Below are 21,461 nucleotides of genomic sequence, written 5' to 3'. Positions count from 1 at the left end.
TGCACAGGGCTGTTTTTGTACATTGAACCAACGATTATTTGCGCTTTTGTTCACGGGACAAGCGCATAACCATAGAGACCCAATCAATGGTTTGAAGGTGTTCAAGACATGCCTCAATTGCAAGGAAGCAATGCAACAGGGCCGTCCAGTCCGGCAACAAAGGAAGACAACGGGGTTCATCACCAACGGATAAAACCGTTGATCCCCAAGGCGATTACCGAAGCACCACGGGCCAGACTCCTGACGGCGGTGGATGTACAGCCGACGTTCCCTGCCTGGTATCTGAAAGCCCGACCGATGGACCGCGACTATCTCAAGCAACTCATCGACGAGCGCTGGCGCCTGCAAGGGCGGCTGGACGAATTGCTCGGCGATTTGCAGCACGACATCAAGGCCTTTGCCGAGCCGTTGCTCAAAACCCTGTTGCTCTCGAACTTCAACGAGCATGGCAATCCGAATGACCTGCAATTGCGCCTGTATGTGCCGAACAAAATCGCCGGTGTAATCGATACCCAGGCCAGTACTATCCGTCGCTCTACGCTGCTCGAAGCAGCGCTGCACAACTTCGAAGAGGATGAAACCCGTGATGACGCGTTTCGCAGCGGCTCCGCGGTGTTCCGCAAGGACTTTCGTGGCGACCTGCACGAGATCAAGATCATCACCCCGCAAAAATTTGCGGCGCTGTGTCGCCGCGTTGATATAGGCGGGCAATACCAGACTCACATCAAGTCATTGCTCACCCCCGCAGATGCCAATGCCGCTCGCCTGCTCAAGGAACGCTCGATCGCCAGTGACAAAGCGGCCCTCAAACTGGCGTCGACGACGGCGTATCTCAAGGGCGATATCGGCCTGCACGGCTACGCATCGATCGGCGCACTGATCGACGGCAAGTCTGATATCCAGTGGTATGGCCGTGCGCTGCAAAGTCATCGTTTGTCGCTAATGGGCTGCCAGATGACTGGCGTTGTGCTGTTCAGCGCTGTGGCCGAACCAGCGGCGGTCAAAAGGGCCATTGATGAGCTGACGCCCGATGCACTCAAGCAATGGCTTGATTTCTCCCGACGGGCAACTTCCTCGCTACCCAATAGCTTCGATACCTTTCGCCTGCTCAAGGCTTTTTTCGCCAACGGCCCGAAAGGCGTGGTGGAAGAGATGCTGCGCAAGGACGAAATCTACAGCCAGAATCGGTTGAGCGGGCATTTGATCGCCTGGGTGCCGGATGACCCGGACCATCCGCTGAAGGAATATGCCTCGCTCACCGACTTCATGAAAACGCTGATCGGCCAACTGCGTGAAAGTGACTACCAGGTTTTTTTCAGTCGTTTTGTCGCACAGAAAGACAAGGCGATTTTTTTCAGCCGGGTCAACGAGCGGCTCAAGACCCTCACCTGGCAACGGCGCGAACCGCTGGACATGGGCCCATGGTGGCGAGAAACGCCGGTGGAAAACCCTAATGCGCAACCTGTCACTCATCTGATCAGCGACGACCTGTGGGACCGTCTGTTTCGTGAGCGACGCGACAAAGCCATCGCCGATGCCCGATTGATCGCGGTGCCGACCGATGACGAAGACGCCAATGCTCGCTGGAAACGCCTGAGCGGCTATCTGGACATCGCCTGGAACGTGTTCAACTTTGGCGCAATGCTGGTGCCGGTGCTGGGGCCGGCCATGCTGGGCCTGATGGCCGCGCAATTGCAGGCGGAGCTGGTCGAGGGCATTGAAGACTGGAGCAAGGGTGACGTCGAAGAGGGCGCGGCGCACATCAACAGTTTCTTGATCAACGGTGCACAATTGGCCCTGATGTTCATGGGACACGTGCTGCCCAAAGGCCCCTCGCCGATCAAACCATCACCCCTGATCGACGGCCTTAAACCGGTGGAACTACCCAACGGAAAAACACGTTTGATCAAACCCGATCATGCACCTTATGAGCACCGCCTGACGCTGCCCGAAACCGCAACGCCCGATGACTTCGGCGTCATCGAGCATGACGGGCGCAAAGTGCTGCCGCTCGAGGGCAAGCAATTCGTGCTCAAGGAGGATCCGCTCACTGGACAGCCTCGACTGCAACATCCCAAGCGGCCAGATGCCTATCAACTGAACATCGAACACAACGGTGCTGGCGCCTGGCACACGGAGTTCGAACAACCGATCGAATGGGACAAGGGCAAGCTGTTGCGGCGCCTCGGTCCATCAGTGGAGGGGATAAGTGACGAAGTGCTGGAACAGGTGCGGCATGTCAGCGGTGTCGACGAAGGCGTACTGCGTCGTATGCACGTCGAAAATGAGCCACCGGCGCCCTTGCTCGTGGACACGCTGAAGCGCTTCAAGGCTTACGCTGATGCCGACAAGCTCAGTGCGCAAGTCCTCAATGGTCAGGTGCCGCAGGAACTGTCGGAGAAAGTGACAGGGTTTGTGACGGTGTTACATGGCTGGCCGGAATCCAGGGCCCTGGTGCTGGAAGCCGATGCCGCTTCGGGCCGACCATCACTGAATTTCGGTGCAGCTGAGGCTACGCCTGAAAATACCCTCAACGTTTCCCGGGCGGATGTTTGCGAAGGCCGCCTGCCGACACGAGTGGTTGACGCCCTCAGCGAATCGCAATTGCAGGACTGGTTCGGCAGTGAAGTTGCCAAAGAACGCTCGGCGCGTATTGCCGAGCTGCAAAAACGTATCGCCCGTCAGGCGCAAGACAGCAAAAAAACACTGTTCGATACGTTGTACGAGGCCCGGGAAACCACCAGCGATGCGCGGATAAACCTGCTGAAGCGGGATTTTCCGGACCTGTCGAACGCCGCCGCACAAGCCCTGCTGGACGATGCCACTGAAGCCGAGTTGTTGAAGTTGACCCGAGACAGACGGATCCCGTTGCGCTTGCGCGAAATGGCGCGCAAGTCTGTGTTCGGCCTGCGTTTGAGTCGCGCCTATGAAGGGCTTTATCTAGACGAATTGAGTAATGCCGACACCGACCGACTGGCGCTGCATACCCTGGCAAACTGGCCGAAATGGCCAACGGAGATGCGCATCGAAGTCCGCGCTTTTTCCTTCACCGGTGCACTGCAAGACAGCGTTGGTCCGGTCGATGCCTCGGTGCGCAAGGTGTTGGTAATGCGCGAGGACGGGCGCTATGAAACATACGATCATGAGGGTGGCCATCTGCATGGAGCGGACGATCTGTACGGGGCATTGCTGCATGCCTTGCCCGATGCCGACCGCAAAACGCTGGGGTATGAGATCAATCAGGGCGCGCAGTTGCGTCAGGCAGTTAAACAAGCGCCGCTGTCACACGACACGTTCTCGAAAACCCTGCTGGATCACCCGATACGCAAGCCCGCTTACGATCCGCAGATCATGCGTTTGCGTGGTGGAATGCGCGCTTACAGGATGCACTCACAAGATCCGGATCTTTTGAGAAAACGTATAAGCTCACTGCTTCCAGGTCTGGATGACAGTCAGGTGCAGGCGCTTCTGAACGCTTTTGGTGAGTCGGCCGACCAGCGAGTGACTGCGATGGAAACCGATTTCGATCACTTTAATAATTCAATGCATCGTTGGCTCAACCAATCTACCCAATCCTTTCGTCTTTCGCCCGACGGAGTCGCGGAGTGGAAATCCAGAAACGATTTCTACACGAAGCTCCGCCGCTGCTTGCAGCGCACCGGACCGGCGGGCGTTGAGGCACCCGGTATCGTGGCGCCGCAGGCACTGAATCTGGATGGTTTTCCTCTGGACAGGCATTTGGCGACGATGCCTGAACTGGCGGCCAATTTTGATCACGTAACCGAACTCAGCCTGAACAATGTACGACTGCGTAATGAGCATGTCCGATTCCTGCGGTCATTCCGGCAATTGCGGCAGTTGAACATGACGCAAAACAGATTGACCCTGTTTCCTCAAGAGATCGGCAACATGCGCCAGCTGACTCATCTGGTGCTCAGCGATAACAACATCTCCCTGGACAGCGCGGGGATCGCCCACCTCAGGGGACTGACCCGCTTGCACCTGTTGCGCCTGGATAACAACCCGTTGCGCTTGCCGCCTGATGTCAGTCGTATGTCCAACTTGCAGGCGATTACCCTTAACCATGGCCAGCTCAATACATGGCCCACGGGTTACCTTGGCCGCAATCGCCCGCGTAGCATTTATCTGAACCTTGAGTTCAACGTACTCACGCAAATTCCCGAAGTGGCGCCTGGTTCCTTCCGTGCGGAGTTGCTGGCGCGCACATTTTTTACCCGCGAGGAGGGCTGGATTTCGCCCGAGAACCTTGAGCGGGTGCGTACCTACATCGAATCGCTCGGTCTGGACCCCGATCGAGCCTATCCCCCACGCGGCGTACTCGACAGTTCCGAATGGGGAGAAGGGCTGAGCAATGCACAGTGGAATGCGAAGCAGGAAATCTGGGACAGCGTTGAAGACGAGCATGGCTCGCTGCCGTTTTTCAATGAGATCCGACGGCTGACCGAGTCCTATGATTTCAAGGCCGACGACAAAAGTTATCGTATCGAACTCACCGCCAAAGTGTGGCGCATGCTGGAGGCCATGGCCGAAAGAACCGAGTTACGGGAAAAACTGTTTGCCGAGGCGACCAGTACCACTAACTGTGTCGATGGCGGCACTCAGTTGTTCAATGCCATGGGCGTCGAGGTATTAGTGCACGAGGCTCGTGCATTGGCCAATCCGGGGCTGGTGGAAGCCGAGCTGCTGCAACTGGCGAGGGGCAAGTCGCGTCTGGACGAACTGGGCAGGATTGCCCGCGAGCGTGTCGCTGAGCGCGTGCGGGCCGGAGAAACCTTTTATCGCCCCGGAACCGAAGGTGGAATCATCGATGAAGTTGAGGTGCATTTGGCTTACATGACGGATCTGGCGGAACGCCTGGATCTGCCATGGCAAGCGCGAGGCATGCAGTTCCGGGCTATTTCCAAGGTGAGCAAGGAGATGATCGAGGCGGCCTGTCAACGTGTGCTGGCTCTGGAGGAAGGGGGCTTGCTGACCGAGCGGATCCTTGAGCAACCGATCTGGTAAACCTTCATGGAAACGACCTATCGGCAGGAACTCGATGCCCTCAAGCTGAGGCTGGCAAACGCTGAGGATGAAGACATATTTCAGGCCATCAAGGACCTCGAAAAAACCTTGACCCAGCAGGCTCTGGACCGAGCCAAACTGGACAAGGTGAACACCAGAATCGGTAGCTGATCCCTAAGCCCCGAACGCCTGGCGTCCGGGGCTTCATTGCTCAGAACAGGAAATAACGCTGGGCCATTGGCAGGGTTTGCGCTGGCTCACACCACAGCAATACACCGTCAGCCTTGACCTGATAGGTTTGAGGATCGACGTCGATATCTGGCAGGTAATCGTTGTGAATCAGATCGGTTTTCTGCACGTCGCGACAACCTTTGACCACGGCGATTTTCTTCTTCAGACCCAAGGCTTCCGGCAAGCCGGCCTGCTGCGCCGCCTGGCTGATGAAGGTCAGGCTGGTGGCGTGCAGCGAACCGCCAAAGCTGGCGAACATCGGGCGGTAATGCACCGGTTGCGGCGTCGGGATAGAGGCATTGGCGTCACCCATCAGGCTGGCCGCAATGGCTCCGCCCTTGAGAATCAGCGTCGGTTTGACACCGAAAAACGCCGGGCGCCAGAGCACCAGATCCGCCCATTTACCCACTTCCACCGAGCCCACTTCATGGCTGATGCCGTGAGTGATCGCCGGGTTGATGGTGTATTTGGCGATGTAGCGTTTGGCGCGGAAGTTGTCGTTGCCTTCACCATCGCCGGGCAGCGGGCCACGCTGCTTTTTCATTTTGTCGGCGGTCTGCCAGGTGCGCGTGATGACTTCGCCGACGCGGCCCATGGCTTGACTGTCGGAGCTGATCATCGAGAAGGCGCCGAGGTCGTGGAGGATGTCTTCGGCCGCGATGGTTTCGCGGCGGATGCGGCTTTCGGCGAAGGCCACGTCTTCGGCAATGCTCGGGTCCAGGTGGTGGCAGACCATCAGCATGTCGAGGTGTTCGTCGATGGTGTTGCGGGTGAATGGCCGGGTCGGGTTGGTCGAGCTCGGCAGCACGTTGGCAAAACCGCAGGCCTTGATGATGTCCGGGGCGTGGCCGCCACCGGCACCTTCGGTGTGGTAGGTGTGAATGGTGCGGCCCTTGAAGGCGGCGAGGGTGGTTTCGACGAAGCCCGACTCGTTGAGGGTGTCAGTGTGGATCGCCACCTGCACATCGTACTGATCGGCCACATTCAGGCAGTTGTCGATGCTCGCTGGCGTGGTGCCCCAGTCTTCGTGCAGCTTGAGGCCGATGGCGCCGGCCTTGACCTGTTCGATCAACGGCTCCGGCAGGCTGGCGTTACCCTTGCCGGTCAGGCCAATGTTCATCGGGAACGCATCGGCAGCCTGAAGCATGCGCGCCAGGTGCCACGGCCCGGAGGTGCACGTGGTGGCGTTGGTGCCGGTGGCCGGCCCGGTGCCGCCGCCGATCATGGTGGTAACGCCGCTCATCAGCGCCTCTTCGATCTGTTGCGGGCAGATGAAGTGGATATGGGTGTCGATGCCGCCGGCGGTGAGGATCATGCCTTCGCCGGCGATCACCTCGGTGCTGGCACCGATGGCGATGGTGACATTGGGCTGAATGTCCGGGTTGCCGGCCTTGCCGATTGCGGCGATGCGCCCGTCCTTGAGGCCGACGTCCGCCTTGACGATGCCCCAGTGGTCGATGATCAGCGCGTTGGTGATCAGAGTGTCGACCACTTCCGAGGCCAGCAACTGGCTCTGACCCTGGCCGTCACGGATGACTTTGCCGCCGCCGAATTTCACTTCTTCGCCGTAGGTGGTGAAGTCCTGTTCCACTTCGATCCATAACTCGGTATCGGCCAGACGCACCTTGTCACCGACGGTGGGACCGAACATGTCGGCGTAGGCTTGACGGGAAATCTTCATCGGAATTCCTTGCACAAATTAATTGTGGCGAGGGGGCTTGCCCCCGTTCGAGTGCGAAGCGCTCGCAATCTGGTTGATTAGGTTTGTCTGACGAACCGAGGTGGCCGGTTTTACGACCGCTGCGCGGCCGAACGGGGGCAAGCCCCCTCGCCACAAGGGCAGGTGCTAATCACAGGTCACCCATGATCCGCCCCGCAAAGCCGAACACCCGGCGATGCCCGGCCAGGTCCACCAACTCGACCTCGCGACTCTGCCCCGGTTCGAAACGCACCGCCGTGCCGGCCGGGATGTTCAGGCGCATGCCGCGACTGGCAGCGCGGTCGAACGTCAGGGCATCGTTGGTTTCGAAAAAGTGGTAATGCGAGCCGACCTGGATTGGCCGGTCGCCGCTGTTCGCTACCTTGAGGCTGAGGGTGCGCCGGCCAGCGTTGAGCTCGATCTCGCCGGGTTGGATCTGGTATTCACCGGGAATCATCAATGGGCTCCTTGGAGAATCTTGTAGTAGAGGGCAGTCGGCTTGTAGCGGCCGCTCGGGTCGCAGGCGTAATCGGGAATTTCACCGGCGCGGGTATAGCCCAGCGATTGGTAGAAGTCTTCGGCGGGCGAGCCGGCTTCGGTGTCGAGATAAAGCATGCCGCGCTTGTGCTGCAGGGCGGCCGCCTCCAGGGCACTCATCAGTTGCTGGCCCAGACCGCGACGCCGCGCATGTTCGCGCACCAGCAACTTCTGCACTTCGGCACGGTTCAGACCGTTGGCCTTCTGGCACAGACACAGTTGCACACTGGCCTGTACCTGCTCATCCTTGACCACCACCCACAGCAACACCTTGCCCTTGTTCAGGTTGTCCTGGACCTCATCGAAATACGCGTGGGCCTGGGTCGCATCGAGGTCAGCCATGAAGCCGACACTGGCGCCATAGCCGACGGCATCGAGCAGCAGGTCGATCAGGCCCTGACGATAATGCGCAAAGCTTTCAACGTTGACGCGTCGCAGTTGGGCGGGGTTCATGGGCGATCACTCCTTGTTGGCGGCGGGTGGTTGCGCGCCAGGATTGAGGGTCAGTTGCATGAAAGTCAGGTCCAGCCAACGGCCGAACTTCGTGCCGACCTGCGGCATTTGCCCGGTGGCGATAAAGCCGATGCGCTCATGCAAGCGAATGGAGGCAGCGTTACCGCTTTCGATAGCCGCGACCATCACGTGCTTACCGCAGCCTTTGGCGCGTTCGATCAGCGCTTGCATCAGTTGCGGGCCGAGGCCGTTGCCGCGCTGGTCGCTGCGCACATAGACCGAGTGCTCGACGGTGTGGCGGAAACCGTCGAATGGCCGCCAGTCGCCGAACGAGGCGTACCCGAGCACCGTGTCGTCGGCATCGACGATCACCAGAATCGGATAAGCCTGGGATTGTCGGGCGCTGAACCAGGCCTGGCGGTTGTCGAGGTCGACCGCGTGCTCGTTCCAGATCGCCGTGGTGTTGAGCACCGCGTCGTTGTAGATGTCGCGGATGGCCGGCAGATCGGCATGCACGGCATCGCGGATGTGGTAAGTCATGGCGCGGCCTCAGGCGATGGGTTGGTGGACGGTGACCAGTTTGGTGCCGTCGGGGAAGGTGGCCTCGACCTGGACTTCCGGGATCATTTCCGGGATTCCTTCCATCACTTGTTCGCGGGTCAGCAGGGTGGTTCCCAAGTGCATCAGCTCGGCCACCGTCTGCCCGTCGCGTGCGCCTTCAAGCAGCGCGGCGCAGATGTAGGCCATGGCTTCCGGGTAATTGAGTTTCACGCCGCGAGCCAAACGTCGCTCGGCCACCAGGCCGGCGGTGAAGATCAGCAGCTTGTCTTTTTCGCGTGGGGTCAGGTCCATCGTTGAGAATCCATATTCGGCAGTTGAAAGGTGTTGGAACTATTAGTACGGACCCTGTAGGAGCTGGCTTGCCAGCGAAGCCTTTGGCGTCGGCAAGTACGCCTTCGCTGCGATGCGGCGACCCGACAAGCCAGCTCCTACGCGATTCGGTGTCAGGTGTTCCATATTCGGGGTGGGACGGCCTCGCGACCGAGCAACGCCGGCCTGAGCAATCGCCACAATTCAATCAGCCATCCCCGCGCCAACAGCGCCTCACTGGCCAGGCATCGGGCAACCAGCAACCCCGGCAATTGGGTCAAATCCCCGCGCACGTCGTTGGGCAGCGAGCGGCAGGTTTCCAGCAGTTCGCTATCGATCTCACCCGTCACCAACAACGTAGCAAACACCGGTTGCCCGTCCAGCCCGATGGGTGAATCGAGCAAACCGTCCGCCCCGACAACTCGCTGGCGTTCATGCCAGAGCAACTGGCCATCGCGGCGGATATCCAGATGTGCCTGGAAGTGCCCAAGGTTGAAGCGCTCGCCACTGGCCGGCCGGCCCAGCGCCACGACGTCCCAATAGAACAGCCGTGCATCGCCTTCAAGGTCGATGCAGGTGCTGAGTTCAGCCTGGGCCGCGCTGAAAATGATCGTCTCCTGAGGCAGCCATTCCAGTGTCGCACCGGCTGCCACCTTCAACTTCAGCTGCTGATAGGCGGGGCCGGCGGCGCGATACCACTTGGCCGCGCCGGGGCTGGTGATCTGCGCCCAGGCATCGCGCTCGACGCGGGCTGAAATATCCAGCCGATCACCGCCGGCAATCCCGCCTGGCGGGTGGACGATGATGTGTTGGCAGACTTCAGGCCCTTCGGCATACAGATGCTTTTGTACCCGCAGCGGACCCAAGTGGCGGCGCTGGACCGGACGTGTGCTATCGCCGAAGCGGGCGTAACCCAGCTCCAGCTCGGCGTGCCAGCTCGGGGTGAACAGCGTTGTCTGGGCAAGTAAATTCATGATTTCTGATTATCGTTAGGACACTACAGATTAGATCGTAACCAGGCCGCGCACACCCTCGGCCTCCATATTTTCTCCGCGACCCTGTTGCACGATCTCGCCTCGGGACATCACCAGGTACTGGTCAGCCAGTTCGGCAGCGAAATCGTAGAACTGCTCCACCAGCAGAATCGCCATGTCGCCCCGGGCTGCGAGCTTTTTGATCACGGCACCGATCTCCTTGATTACCGACGGCTGGATGCCTTCGGTGGGCTCGTCGAGGATCAGCAGACGAGGGCGGCTGGCCAGCGCCCGGCCAATGGCCAGTTGCTGTTGCTGGCCACCGGACAGGTCGCCGCCGCGTCGTTGCTTCATTTGCAGCAGCACCGGGAACAGTTCGTAGATGAAGGCAGGGACTTCCCTGGCTTCGCTGCCGGGAAAACGCGACAGCCCCATCAGCAGGTTTTCTTCCACGGTCAGGCGGCCGAAGATTTCCCGGCCCTGCGGTACGTAAGCGATGCCGGCATGCACACGCTGGTGCGGCTTGAACGTAGTGATCGGTTTACCTTCCCAGTTCACTGCGCCTTCCTTGGCCGGCAGCAACCCCATCAGGCATTTGAGCAGGGTGGTCTTGCCCACGCCGTTACGCCCGAGCAGGCAGGTGACTTCGCCGACCTTCACGTCAAATGTCAGGCCACGCAGGATGTGGCTTCCGCCGTAGTACTGGTGCAGCTTGTCGACTTGCAGCATTCTCAAATACTCCTCAAATCCCTTGTAGGAGCTGCCGAAGGCTGCGATCTTTTGATCTTGATCTTCAAAAGCAAGATCAAGGATCGCAGCCTCGTTTCACTCGTCAGCTCCTACATGGGATGAAACTCAGCGACCGAGATAAACCTCGATCACCCGCTCGTTGTCCTGCACCTGCTCCAGTGACCCTTCGGCCAGCACACTGCCCTGATGCAGCACAGTAACGTGGTCGGCAATCGAACCGACGAAGCCCATATCGTGCTCGACTACCATCAGCGAGTGCTTGCCGGCCAGGGTCTTGAACAGTTCGGCGGTGAATTCGGTTTCGGCGTCGGTCATGCCCGCGACCGGCTCGTCAAGCAGCAGCAATTGCGGGTCCTGCATCAACAACATGCCGATCTCCAGGAACTGCTTCTGGCCATGGGACAACAGGCCCGCCGGCCGATTGACCGAGGAGGTCAGGCGAATGGTCTCCAGCACTTCGGCGATGCGGTCTTTCTGCTCGCCGTTCAAACGCGCCCGCAGGCTGGCCCAAACGGATTTGTCGGTTTTCTGCGCCAGCTCCAGGTTCTCGAACACCGTCAGAGCTTCGAACACCGTCGGCTTCTGGAACTTGCGGCCGATACCGGCCTGGGCGATCTGCACTTCGCTCATTTGCGTCAGGTCCAGGGTTTCGCCGTACCAGGCCTTGCCGTGACTGGGACGGGTCTTGCCGGTGATCACGTCCATCAGTGTGGTCTTGCCCGCGCCGTTGGGGCCGATGATGCAGCGCAGTTCGCCGACGCCGATGTACAGATTCAGGCTGTTCAGTGCGCGGAAACCGTCGAAGCTGACACTGATGTCTTCCAGGGTCAGGATGGTGCCGTGCCGCGTATTCAGGCCTGGCCCGACCCGTTGGCCAAGGCCGATGGCATCGCGGCTGCTGCCTGCGTCCTTGTTGGGCTCTACAGGAAAAAAAGCCGGTTCGAGCATGAATTCAGCGGTTGCAGTGACTCTCATTGCTCACCTCTTTTCTTCAATAAACCGATCACGCCTTTGGGTAGATACAGGGTCACGATGATGAACAACGCGCCGAGGAAGAACAGCCAGTACTCGGGGAACGCCACGGTGAACCAGCTCTTCATGCCGTTGACCACGCCGGCGCCGAGCAGCGGACCGATCAAGGTGCCGCGCCCGCCGAGAGCCACCCAGACTGCCGCTTCGATGGAGTTGGTCGGCGACATCTCGCTCGGGTTGATGATCCCCACTTGCGGCACGTACAACGCACCGGCCAGGCCACACAACACCGCACTCAACACCCACACGAACAACTTGAAACCGCGCGGGTCGTAGCCGCAGAACATCAGGCGATTTTCCGCATCGCGCAGTGCGGTCAGGACCCGGCCGAACTTGCTCTGTGCCAGGCGCCAGCCGATAAACAGGCTCGCAACCAGCAACAGCACCGTGGCGAAAAACAGCATGGCACGGGTGCCTGGCTCAGTGATGCCGAAGCCAAGAATCGTACGGAAGTTGGTGAAGCCGTTGTTGCCACCGAAGCCGGTTTCGTTGCGGAAAAACAGCAGCATCCCGGCGAAGGTCAGGGCCTGGGTCATGATCGAGAAATACACACCCTTGATCCGCGAACGGAAGGCGAAGAAGCCGAACAGCAACGCCAGCAACCCCGGTGCCAATACCACCAGGCACAGGGTCCAGAGGAAGCTGCTGGTGCCGGTCCAGAACCATGGCATTTCGGTCCACGACAGGAAGGTCATGAACGCCGGCAAACCATCGCCCGAGGCCTGGCGCATCAGGTACATGCCCATGGCATAACCGCCGAGGGCGAAGAACAGGCCGTGGCCGAGGGACAGCAGGCCGGCGTAACCCCAGACCAGATCCAGTGCCAGGGCGACGATGGCGTAGCAAAGAATCTTGCCCACCAGTGTCAGTGTGTAGGCCGAAACATGAAACGTGCTGTCGGGCGATAACAGCGATAGCAGCGGTAACGCCAGCAGCACAACGAGGATCACTGCACCTACGGCAATCGAGACGTTGGGGCCGGCTTTTTGGGTCGCGGTAACGAGCAGGGGCTGGTTCATCAGTCGATCACCCGTCCTTTGAGTGCGAAGAGGCCTTGCGGACGTTTCTGGATGAACAGAATGATCAGCGCGAGGATGAGAATCTTGCCGAGCACGGCACCGATCTGCGGTTCGAGAATCTTGTTGGCGATCCCTAAGCCAAACGCCGCCAGTACGCTACCGGCCAACTGACCGACGCCGCCGAGCACCACCACCAGGAAAGAGTCGATGATGTAGCTCTGGCCGAGGTCCGGGCCGACGTTGCCGATCTGGCTCAGGGCCACGCCACCGAGGCCGGCGATGCCCGAGCCGAGGCCGAAGGCGAGCATGTCCACGCGCCCGGTCGGGACGCCGCAGCAGGCGGCCATGCTGCGGTTCTGGGTGACTGCGCGCACGTTGAGACCCAGGCGAGTCTTGTTTAGCAACAGCCACGTGAGCACCACCACAAACAAGGCAAAGGCAATGATGACGATGCGGTTATAGGGCAGCACGAGATTGGGCAGTACTTGAATTCCGCCCGACAGCCAGGTCGGGTTGGCCACTTCGACATTCTGGGCGCCGAACACCAGTCGAACCAGTTGGATCAGCATGAGGCTGATGCCCCAGGTGGCGAGCAGGGTTTCCAGTGGACGACCATAGAGGTGGCGAATCACCGTACGCTCAAGCGCCATGCCGATGGCGGCGGTGACGGAAAATGCCACAGGCAACGCGATCAGCGGATAGAACTCGATGGCCTGCGGGGCGAAGCGCTGGAACATCAACTGCACCACGTAGGTCGAGTAGGCGCCGAGCATCAGCATCTCGCCATGGGCCATGTTGATCACGCCGAGCAGACCGAAAGTGATCGCCAGTCCCAGGGCTGCGAGCAGCAGAATCGAGCCTAGGGACATGCCGCTGAAGGCCTGCCCCAGGAGCTCGCCGACCAGCAGTTTGCGTTTGACTTGAGCGAGGCTGGTTTCAGCGGCGGTACGCACATTCGCGTCGGTTTCAACGCCTGGCTCCAGCAGGTTTTCGAGACGGGTGCGGGCCAGCGGGTCGCCGGTTTCGCCGAGCAGGCGCACAGCGGCGAGGCGCACGGCCGGGTCGGCATCCACCAGTTGCAGGTTGGCCAGGGCGAGGCTCAATGCAGCGTGAACACCTTCGTCCTGTTCGCCAGCGAGTTGCTTATCGAGGAATTTCAATTGCGCCGGTTTGGCGCTTTTCTGCAATTGCTGCGCGGCGGCTAGACGAGTTTTGGCGTCGGCGGCGAGCAACTGATGGCTGGCCAGCGCGGTGTCGATCAGCCCCCGCAGGCGGTTGTTCAGGCGCAGGGTTTTCGGCTGGCCGTCGAGGGTCAATTCGCCTTGTTGCAGGGCATTGATCAACTCGATACGGGCCGGGTCGGGCTGCGCGGCCCAGGTTTCCAGCAACTTGGCCTGCTGCACGGGATTGGCGGCGACGAAGTCTTCGGCGTCACCGGCGTGGGAGGCCATCGGCAATAACAGTGCGATGGCGAGGAAAAAACGGTACAGGGCGGTGGGCATGTCAAATGTCCTGGTGATACGCGGACCTTGTAGGAGCTGGCTTGTCGGGTCGCCGCTGACGCCAAAGGCTTCGCTGGCAAGCCAGCTCCTACAGGATTTGTGTCGGGCCGAGCAATGTCGTGCTGCTCGACACCCAATGACTCAGTTGCTCTTCACCGCATACTCCGGCTTCTTGTCGTTACCCGGGATGAACGGGCTCCACGGCTGGGCGCGGATTGGCCCTTCTGTCTGCCACACCACGTTGAACTGACCGTCGGCCTGGATCTCGCCGATCATCACCGGCTTGTGCAGGTGGTGGTTGGTCTTGTCCATGGTCAGGGTGTAACCGGACGGCGCGGCAAAGGTCTGGCCGGCCAGGGCTTCGCGGACTTTGTCGACGTCGGTGGATTTGGCTTTTTCCGCCGCTTGCGCCCACATGTGGATGCCGACATAAGTGGCCTCCATCGGGTCGTTGGTCACCGCCTTGTCGGCGCCCGGCAGGTTGTGTTTCTTCGCGTAGGCTTTCCAGTCATCGACGAACTTCTTGTTCACCGGGTTCTCGACCGATTCGAAGTAGTTCCACGCCGCCAGGTTGCCCACCAGTGGCTTGGTGTCGATGCCGCGCAGTTCTTCTTCGCCAACCGAAAACGCCACGACCGGAACGTCGGTGGCTTTCAGGCCCTGGTTGGCCAGTTCTTTATAGAACGGTACGTTGGAGTCGCCGTTGACGGTGGAGATAACCGCCGTTTTGCCACCGGCCGAGAACTTCTTGATATTGGCGACGATGGTCTGGTAGTCGCTGTGACCGAACGGGGTGTAAACCTCTTCGATGTCCTTGTCGGCCACGCCTTTGGAGTGCAGGAACGAACGCAGGATCTTGTTGGTGGTGCGCGGGTAGACGTAGTCGGTGCCGAGCAGGAAGTAGCGCTTGGCGCTGCCGCCTTCCTCGCTCATCAGGTATTCAACGGCAGGGATCGCCTGCTGGTTCGGCGCGGCGCCGGTGTAGAACACGTTTGGCGACATCTCTTCACCTTCGTATTGCACCGGGTAGAACAGCAGGCCGTTGAGTTCTTCGAACACCGGCAGTACCGATTTGCGCGACACGGAAGTCCAGCAACCGAACACCACGGCGACCTTGTCCTGGGTCAGCAACTGACGACCCTTCTCGGCGAACAGTGGCCAGTTCGAGGCCGGATCGACCACCACCGGCTCGAGCATCTTGCCGTTCACGCCGCCCTTGGCGTTGATCTCGTCGATGGTCATCAGCGCCATGTCTTTCAACGACGTTTCGGAGATCGCCATGGTCCCGGACAACGAATGCAGAATACCGACCTTGATGGTCTCGGCGGCCTGGACGGTCCAGGTCATGCCCATCGCGGCAATGGATGCCGAGAGTGTGAAAGCCTTGATCAAACTGCGACGCTTCATTGTGCGATCTCCATGAACTTATGAGTTTTCTTGGTTGGCAGATGCAGACTACTGAAGGTGTGTTTTGCAAGGGCTGTGCCCGGTCAGGGAAGGGCAGGGAAATGTCGTATTAGAGCGATTGCGCGGTGTGGGCAGCGCACCATGAAGGATCGCGACTGGCGCATTGGGGCGCAGATGCGCGCCACATTGGGGCGCAGATATTGTCTCGCACTGTAGGAGCGAGCTTGCTCGCGAAGACGGTGTTTCAGTCACGGTGATATTGGATGTGCCGCCGTCATCGCGGGCAAGCTGCCCGCGAAGAGGCCCTATGCTTCAGAGATAAGCGCCAGAAGTCTATCGACCCCTCTAATCCGCGCATCTCAGCTGCTTCATGATTAAGGTGAGGCCGATTCAGCTTGTCGATTGAAGCGCGACAGCAGCACCCGATCCACTACCCCCACGACCACCAGCGAAGCCCCCACCAATGGAAACATCACCGCCAGCCCAAGCATAATGACCATCGCGGTTTTCCATTTCGGCAGGTCGTGGCGCAGCGGCGGCACGCCGAGTTTTCCTTGGGGGCGGCGCTTCCACCAGATCACCACGCCGCTGACCGCGCTGAGCAAAATCATCAGGCAGATCAGCAACACGACGATCTGGTTGAGCGTGCCGAACATCTTGCCTTCGTGCAGCATCACACCGATTTCCGTGGCGCGGGCAACGGCGCCGTAGTGCTCAAAACGGACATCGGCCAGAACCTTGCCGGTGTACTGATCGATGTGCAGCGTGGCGTCGTTGCGCGGGTCGTCGGCGAATACGGCAATGGTGAACACACCGGTCGCGGTAGTCGGCAGGGTGATGCTGTAACCCGGCTCGACCTTGCGCTCTCTGGCGATGTTTTGTACGTCTTGCAGCCGGATCATCGGCGAGGCCGGGCCGGCCGCTGCACCGTCGTGGGTCATGTGTTCGGCATGGTCGCCGGACATCGGCATCGGCGTGTTTTCCATGGCCCACGGCACGGTCTGGCGGGTCGCGGTGTTGAGGCTACGCGCCTCGACATCGGACTTCGGTACGTCATCCCACATGGCCGCCGGGAACACGTTCCACACTTCGGCGTATTGCTTGCCCCAGAAGCCGGTCCAGGTCATGCCGCTGAGCAGCATCACCAGCAGCAGGGACGCGCCCCAGAACCCGGTGACGGCGTGCAGGTCACGCCACAATACGCGACCACGACTGTTCAGGCGTGGCCACAAAATGCCTGCCGCCTGACCGCGCGGCCACCACAGGAAAATGCCGGACACCACCAGCACCACGCCCCAACCGGCGGCCAGCTCGATCAGCCGATCGCCAACAGTGCCGATCATCAGCTCACCGTGAATCGCTCGGGCAATGGCTTGCAGATTCTTCTTGGCGTCTTGCTCACCGAGGATGTCGCCGTGGTAGGGGTCGACGAACACGTTCAACTCCTTGTCATCGTTGAGCACGACAAACTGCGCGCTACGCCCGGCGTTGACCTGCGGCAGGTATTGGGTGACCTGGCCTTGTGGGTAAGCCGTTTTCACCCGCGTCAGCAGGTCGTCGGCCGGGACGGTGTGATGACCGGCCGGGACGTTGAGCAGGCTGCTGTACATCAGCGAATCGAGTTGCGGCTTGAACAGGTAGAGGGTGCCGGTCAGGGCCAGCATCACCATGAAGGGCGCAACGAACAATCCGGCATAGAAATGCCAGCGCCAGGCCAGGTTGTAGAAATTCACTTTGGGCTGTTTCATCACGTGTGCTCCGCATTGGCGAATCAAATTGTTTTTTTAAAGATCGCAGCCTCATTTCACTCGACAGCTCCTACAGCATTTACGTGCTCCAATGCAGGAGCTGCCGAAGGCTCGGGCCGCGTTCGGACGATCTTTTGACTTTTCTTTTTAGAAACTCATATCCACCTTGGTCCAGAGCGTGCGCCCCGGTTCCTTGATGGCTTGCGGGTCATTGGCCGGGTAGCCGAAACCGGCGTTGCCGGCCAGATTCAAGTGCTCGGCGTAAGCCTTGCCGAACAGGTTGTCGACGCCGCTGCTGACCTTCCAGTTGCTGTTGATCCGATAGGCACCGTTGAGGGAGAACACGCCGAAGCCCGGCGTCTTGTCGAAGTCCTTGCCGACCACGTTGCCCTTGTTCTGGTCGATGCGGTTTTGCGCGGCGACCACTCTCCACAGTGCGCCGGCGCTCCATTTGTCTTCGCTGTAGGTCAGGCCGAAACGGGCATCCAGCGGCGGCATCTGCGGCAACGGATTGCCGTCGCTGCTGTTCTTGCCCCAGGCGTAGGCCAGGGTCGCGTCGACGTTCCAGTTGTCGGTGAAGTTGTAAGCGGCGCCCAGTTCGCCGCCCATGATTCGCGCGTCGATGTTTTCGGCTTGCGAGGTCGTACCCATCATTGTCGGGGTGTAGTTGAACAGGATGTAATCGCGCACCTGCCCGACGTAAGCCGAGGCCCAGGCTTCGAGTGCTTCGGTCTTGTATTGCAGGCCGAAATCGAGTTGGGTGGTTTTTTCCGGTTTGATCGAATCGAAGGCATTCACCGAACCGGCGGGGCCGGATTTGGGTGAAAACAGCTCCCAGTAATCCGGGAACCGCTGGGTGTGACCTATGCCTGCATACAAGGTGGTCGGGCTGTCGGCCAGGTCATGCTCGTAGCGGATAAAACCGCTGGGCAGGGTGTCGGCGCGGGTGTCGTCGGTGGTCGGATTCGGGCGGGTCATCATGCCCGAGCCGATGGTCTGCCGAAAATCCTTGGCCGAGGCACGGTCCAGGCGTGCGCCGCTGATCAGGCGGTCACGGTCGGCGGCGTACCAGGTCAGTTCGCCGAACACGCCGTAGTTATGGAAGTCGGCATCCTTGGTGTACGGCAGGTCCTTGTAGGTGTCGACACCCATGGCGCCGCGCTGGCGATGCTCGTTGGTCTGCGCGTCGATGCCGCTGATCAGTTGCACATCAGCCCAGCGCCAGGTGGCCTTGACCCGGGCGCCGAGGGTGCGGCGGTCGACGTTGGAGGCCATGGGGTCGGCCATCATCCCGGTGCCGGATGGCGTGCGCAGGGTGTAGTTGTCCATCACGTGGTCGGCGTAGTTGTAGTAGGTCTGCGCCTCGACCTTGTCCAGTACCTCGCCGATGTTGGACTGCTCGAAACGCAGGCCGAGGCTCTCGCGAAGGAACTGCGAGCCGTCCATGCTGCGCCCGGCGTAGCGGGCTTCACCATCGCCACGGCCGGCGGTCAGTTCCAGCAAGGTGTCGGCATTCGGCGTCCAGCCGACGGCCACGTCGCCGTTCCATTTGTCATAGTGCGACGCCACGGTGTCGTTGTTGCCGTCCTGGTAGTCGTCGGAGTGCGCGGTGTTGCCGATGACCCGCACGTAACCCGACTGACCGCCGGCGGCCGCGTCCACCAGTTTGTCGAAGCGACCGTAGGAACCGGCCAGCACGCTGGCATTGACCCGTGTACCGAGTTCGCCGAAGTGCTCCGGCTCGCGCTCGAACAGGATAGTGCCGGCCGAAGAACCCGGGCCCCACAGCACGGTTTGCGGGCCTTTGATCACGGTGAGCTTGTCGTAGGTTTCCGGCGAGATGTAGGAGGTCGGGGCGTCCATCCGCCCCGGGCAGGCGCCGAGCATCATGCTGCCATTGGTGAGGATGTTCAGCCGCGAGCCGAACATGCCGCGCAGCACCGGGTCACCATTGGTGCCGCCATTGCGCACCATGGCGAAGCCCGGGATGGTTTTCAGGTAATCGGCACCGTCGCTGGCCGGCACCGGTTGGCGCGGGTCCTTGGGGTTGGTGACGATGGTCAAGGGTGAACTGGGGGCAACGGCGGTAATCACCGTCGGGCTCAGTTCTTCACTGTGACCGGCATATTCATCGGCGAGCGCAGAGGGCGCGAGCAATGCACCGCACAGGATCGTGGTGGCGTGCCTGAAACGTACGCCGGATTCGTTCAGGGCATAAGAGGCTTGGGCAGGGCTCAAGCACGGGACAGCAGAAAACCTGGACATGACAATTTCCATCGAACAGTCGTAAACGACACGGACGGCAGACTGAAGCTGTCCCTGTGGGAGCGGGCTGTCTTGCGGACCGTGTGAAATCAGAAGTGAGTGTTTACGCGATGGCGGGCGGGGCGCGGGTGCGGGCGCCGGGGAAGAAGGTTTGCCGGGCATGACCCAGGCGTGGGGAGGGGCTGGTGAAGGTGTTGAGGGGCGCGATGACGAAGTTGGCGAAAGACACGCCACCGGTCAGTGCCGGGCAATTGAAGAGCAGGCTGCAATAGCCGCACTTTTCCCACAGCGGATGGTGCCCCGGGGCTGGCGGGCAATGCTCGGCGGTGGCTTGCGTGGCTTGCGTGGCATGGTCGGCATGCTCCATCGCCGACATGTCCATGTCCATGCTCATACCGGCAGGCATGGTCATCGACATGGCGCGCGAATCCATCGGCATCGACTGAGAAATCAGCGGACCGATAAAGATCATCAGCATGGCGAACAGGCTGATCCAGCTGCCGCGTGTCAGGCTCAATGCTTGACTGCGTGGCCTGGATGACCTGGCGCTAAGCGGGCGCATGGGCGTTTTCAGTTCAGGCGATCAAGGCTTGTGCACGTGCGCTTGCATGGTATCCGGCGCCTGCTTCTGCACCGCGACTTCGACCGTCACGTCACCGGACTTTTCGAAGTGCAGTGTCATGGGGAAACGCTTGCCGTCAACCAGCAGGCTGCGGTCCTTGAGGCCCAGCAACATCACGTGATAGGCCATGGGGGCAAAAGTGACCTCGCCACCGGCGGGCACTTCCACGCTCGGTACGTGCTGCATTTTCATCATGTCGCCTTGCATCACGTGCTCATGCAATTGCGCTTCGCCCGCAATGGGGGTATCGACGCTGAGCAGGCGGTCGGCGGTCTTGCCTTGATTGTTGATCACGAAATACGCCGCAACGGTGGACGCATTGGGTGGCAACTCCTGGGACCACGGATGCGCGATTTCCAGTTCGCCGACCTTGTATTCGTGGGCATTGGCAAAGCAGGCAGGCAGCAGCAACGCAGCCAGAACGATGAGTTTGTTCAACATGGCAGTTCTCCGGAACGATTTAAAACGCAGTCAATTGCGAGAAAAAATCACACCAGAGGGGACGCGCGGGGGTTGAGACTCGGCCATTGCTGGCGCGGTGACGGGCTTTTGAGGGAGGTGGCGGGCAGGCTTCGGTTGGACTCGAAGCGGGCGAAGTACAGCTGCGGCGAATGCCCCGGCAACGCCACCAATGGCGCAGAACCCGAGCAGCACCAGCAATGCTGCATGTTTGAGTGATCGTCGTTTTGCGGGGCTTTCTGTTCAAGGTCCCCGATGGCAATCGCCACCATCCTGGTGCCGCTGGAACTGCAGAAACTGCCCCACAACAACTGTTCGGCAGGTGACTTCGCCGTTTGCGCCATCGCTCCGGACATCGGCATGGCGAGCATGTTGAACAGCACTGCGAAGCAGGCTATCCAGGCAATTGCGAGCCGTTGTCGGGACATGGGACAAATCCGTTTGGGTGGGCGATCAGGCGCGGGCTATTTAGCCTGATCAGGGCCGATAAGTAAAAAGACGGTGTGCGGTTTGGTGTCGCAGCGTAATCAGACAGCGATGGCATGCAAGCGCAGACCCAAGGCTTTCATGACTTTCATGATAGTCGCGAATTCCGGATTGCCACTACTGCTCAGCGCTTTGTAAAGACTCTCGCGTCCCAGACCGGCATCACGGGCGATTTGTGTCATGCCCTTTGCTCGGGCGATATCGTTGAGCGCTGCACGTATCAGCACGCCGTCTCCGGCACCTTCTTCAAAGCAGGCATCCAGATAAGCCGCCATTTCCTCCGGAGTTTTGAGAAACTCGACGGCATCAAAACGGGTAAATTGTTCGGCCATGATTTACTCCTCATTACCGATATTGTGTGCCGGGTGCGCTTGATTGGTTC

At 60.2% G+C, this 21,461-nt stretch carries 19 protein-coding genes; 2 read left to right on the top strand and 17 right to left on the bottom strand.

What is annotated here, in order from left to right:
* The first annotated feature begins 108 nt into the window (after positions 1-108).
* Complete coding sequence (locus KW849_RS19790) at positions 109-5,025, top strand: NEL-type E3 ubiquitin ligase domain-containing protein (RefSeq protein ID WP_218430939.1); 4,917 nt, start codon at positions 109-111, stop codon at positions 5,023-5,025.
* A 6-nt stretch (positions 5,026-5,031) separates the two neighbouring features.
* The gene (locus KW849_RS19785; RefSeq protein ID WP_218430938.1) at positions 5,032-5,196 is read left to right on the top strand and encodes a hypothetical protein; all 165 of its coding nucleotides are present in this window, start codon (positions 5,032-5,034) and stop codon (positions 5,194-5,196) included.
* A 40-nt stretch (positions 5,197-5,236) separates the two neighbouring features.
* Here the strand turns inward: KW849_RS19785 and ureC are convergent, their stop codons facing one another.
* The 17 genes from ureC to KW849_RS19700 all read right to left on the bottom strand — a co-directional run bounded on the left by ureC (position 5,237) and on the right by KW849_RS19700 (position 21,411).
* Positions 5,237-6,937: an urease subunit alpha gene (gene ureC / locus KW849_RS19780; RefSeq protein WP_218430937.1), complete on the bottom strand. Its 1,701-nt coding sequence runs from the start codon at positions 6,935-6,937 to the stop codon at positions 5,237-5,239.
* Between the two features lie 169 nt (positions 6,938-7,106).
* Complete coding sequence (locus tag KW849_RS19775) at positions 7,107-7,412, bottom strand: urease subunit beta (RefSeq protein ID WP_108218464.1); 306 nt, start codon at positions 7,410-7,412, stop codon at positions 7,107-7,109.
* Positions 7,412-7,945 carry an N-acetyltransferase gene (locus tag KW849_RS19770; protein ID WP_218430936.1) on the bottom strand — a complete coding sequence of 178 codons (534 nt, stop codon included), beginning with the start codon at positions 7,943-7,945 and terminating at the stop codon, positions 7,412-7,414. Before KW849_RS19770 ends, KW849_RS19775 begins: the two co-directional genes overlap by 1 nt.
* A 6-nt stretch (positions 7,946-7,951) precedes the next feature.
* Positions 7,952-8,485, bottom strand: coding sequence for a GNAT family N-acetyltransferase (locus tag KW849_RS19765; RefSeq protein ID WP_218430935.1), 534 nt, complete (start codon positions 8,483-8,485; stop codon positions 7,952-7,954).
* A gap of 9 nt (positions 8,486-8,494) precedes the next feature.
* Positions 8,495-8,797 carry an urease subunit gamma gene (gene ureA / locus KW849_RS19760; protein ID WP_108218467.1) on the bottom strand — a complete coding sequence of 101 codons (303 nt, stop codon included), beginning with the start codon at positions 8,795-8,797 and terminating at the stop codon, positions 8,495-8,497.
* 152 nt (positions 8,798-8,949) lie between these two features.
* Entirely contained in the window at positions 8,950-9,789 is an 840-nt protein-coding gene (locus KW849_RS19755) for an urease accessory protein UreD (RefSeq protein ID WP_218430934.1), read from the bottom strand.
* A 30-nt stretch (positions 9,790-9,819) separates the two neighbouring features.
* Positions 9,820-10,518: an urea ABC transporter ATP-binding subunit UrtE gene (gene urtE, locus KW849_RS19750; RefSeq protein ID WP_060542795.1), complete on the bottom strand. Its 699-nt coding sequence runs from the start codon at positions 10,516-10,518 to the stop codon at positions 9,820-9,822.
* Between the two features lie 126 nt (positions 10,519-10,644).
* Entirely contained in the window at positions 10,645-11,514 is an 870-nt protein-coding gene (gene urtD, locus KW849_RS19745) for an urea ABC transporter ATP-binding protein UrtD (RefSeq protein WP_218430933.1), read from the bottom strand.
* Positions 11,511-12,590 (bottom strand): urea ABC transporter permease subunit UrtC, encoded by a 1,080-nt coding sequence (urtC, locus tag KW849_RS19740; RefSeq protein WP_218430932.1) that lies wholly within the window; start codon positions 12,588-12,590, stop codon positions 11,511-11,513. The genes urtD and urtC overlap by 4 nt, the downstream gene beginning before the upstream one ends.
* Positions 12,590-14,092: an urea ABC transporter permease subunit UrtB gene (gene urtB, locus KW849_RS19735; RefSeq protein WP_218430931.1), complete on the bottom strand. Its 1,503-nt coding sequence runs from the start codon at positions 14,090-14,092 to the stop codon at positions 12,590-12,592. Before urtB ends, urtC begins: the two co-directional genes overlap by 1 nt.
* A gap of 141 nt (positions 14,093-14,233) precedes the next feature.
* On the bottom strand, positions 14,234-15,499 hold the full coding sequence (gene urtA / locus KW849_RS19730; protein WP_090328640.1) for an urea ABC transporter substrate-binding protein: 1,266 nt from the start codon (positions 15,497-15,499) through the stop codon (positions 14,234-14,236).
* 374 nt (positions 15,500-15,873) lie between these two features.
* Positions 15,874-17,247, bottom strand: coding sequence for a PepSY domain-containing protein (locus KW849_RS19725; RefSeq protein ID WP_218430930.1), 1,374 nt, complete (start codon positions 17,245-17,247; stop codon positions 15,874-15,876).
* Positions 17,248-17,394: 147 nt separating this feature from the next.
* Positions 17,395-19,512 (bottom strand): TonB-dependent copper receptor, encoded by a 2,118-nt coding sequence (locus tag KW849_RS19720; RefSeq protein WP_218430929.1) that lies wholly within the window; start codon positions 19,510-19,512, stop codon positions 17,395-17,397.
* A 103-nt stretch (positions 19,513-19,615) separates the two neighbouring features.
* Positions 19,616-20,074 carry a DUF2946 domain-containing protein gene (locus KW849_RS19715; RefSeq protein WP_218430928.1) on the bottom strand — a complete coding sequence of 153 codons (459 nt, stop codon included), beginning with the start codon at positions 20,072-20,074 and terminating at the stop codon, positions 19,616-19,618.
* A gap of 21 nt (positions 20,075-20,095) precedes the next feature.
* The gene (locus KW849_RS19710; protein ID WP_218430927.1) at positions 20,096-20,575 is read right to left on the bottom strand and encodes a copper chaperone PCu(A)C; all 480 of its coding nucleotides are present in this window, start codon (positions 20,573-20,575) and stop codon (positions 20,096-20,098) included.
* A 47-nt stretch (positions 20,576-20,622) separates the two neighbouring features.
* A complete protein-coding gene (locus KW849_RS19705) occupies positions 20,623-21,021 on the bottom strand; it encodes a DUF2946 domain-containing protein (RefSeq protein WP_218430926.1) in 399 nt (132 codons plus the stop codon).
* A gap of 99 nt (positions 21,022-21,120) precedes the next feature.
* A complete protein-coding gene (locus KW849_RS19700; RefSeq protein ID WP_218430925.1) occupies positions 21,121-21,411 on the bottom strand; it encodes an addiction module antidote protein in 291 nt (96 codons plus the stop codon).
* Positions 21,412-21,461 lie beyond the last annotated feature (50 nt).

Source organism: Pseudomonas sp. PDM26, from assembly GCF_019219185.1.
In the GTDB taxonomy this organism is placed as follows: domain Bacteria; phylum Pseudomonadota; class Gammaproteobacteria; order Pseudomonadales; family Pseudomonadaceae; genus Aquipseudomonas.
Note: the sequence above shows the minus strand (reverse complement) of the source record. Positions and strands in the feature narration are given on the sequence as shown.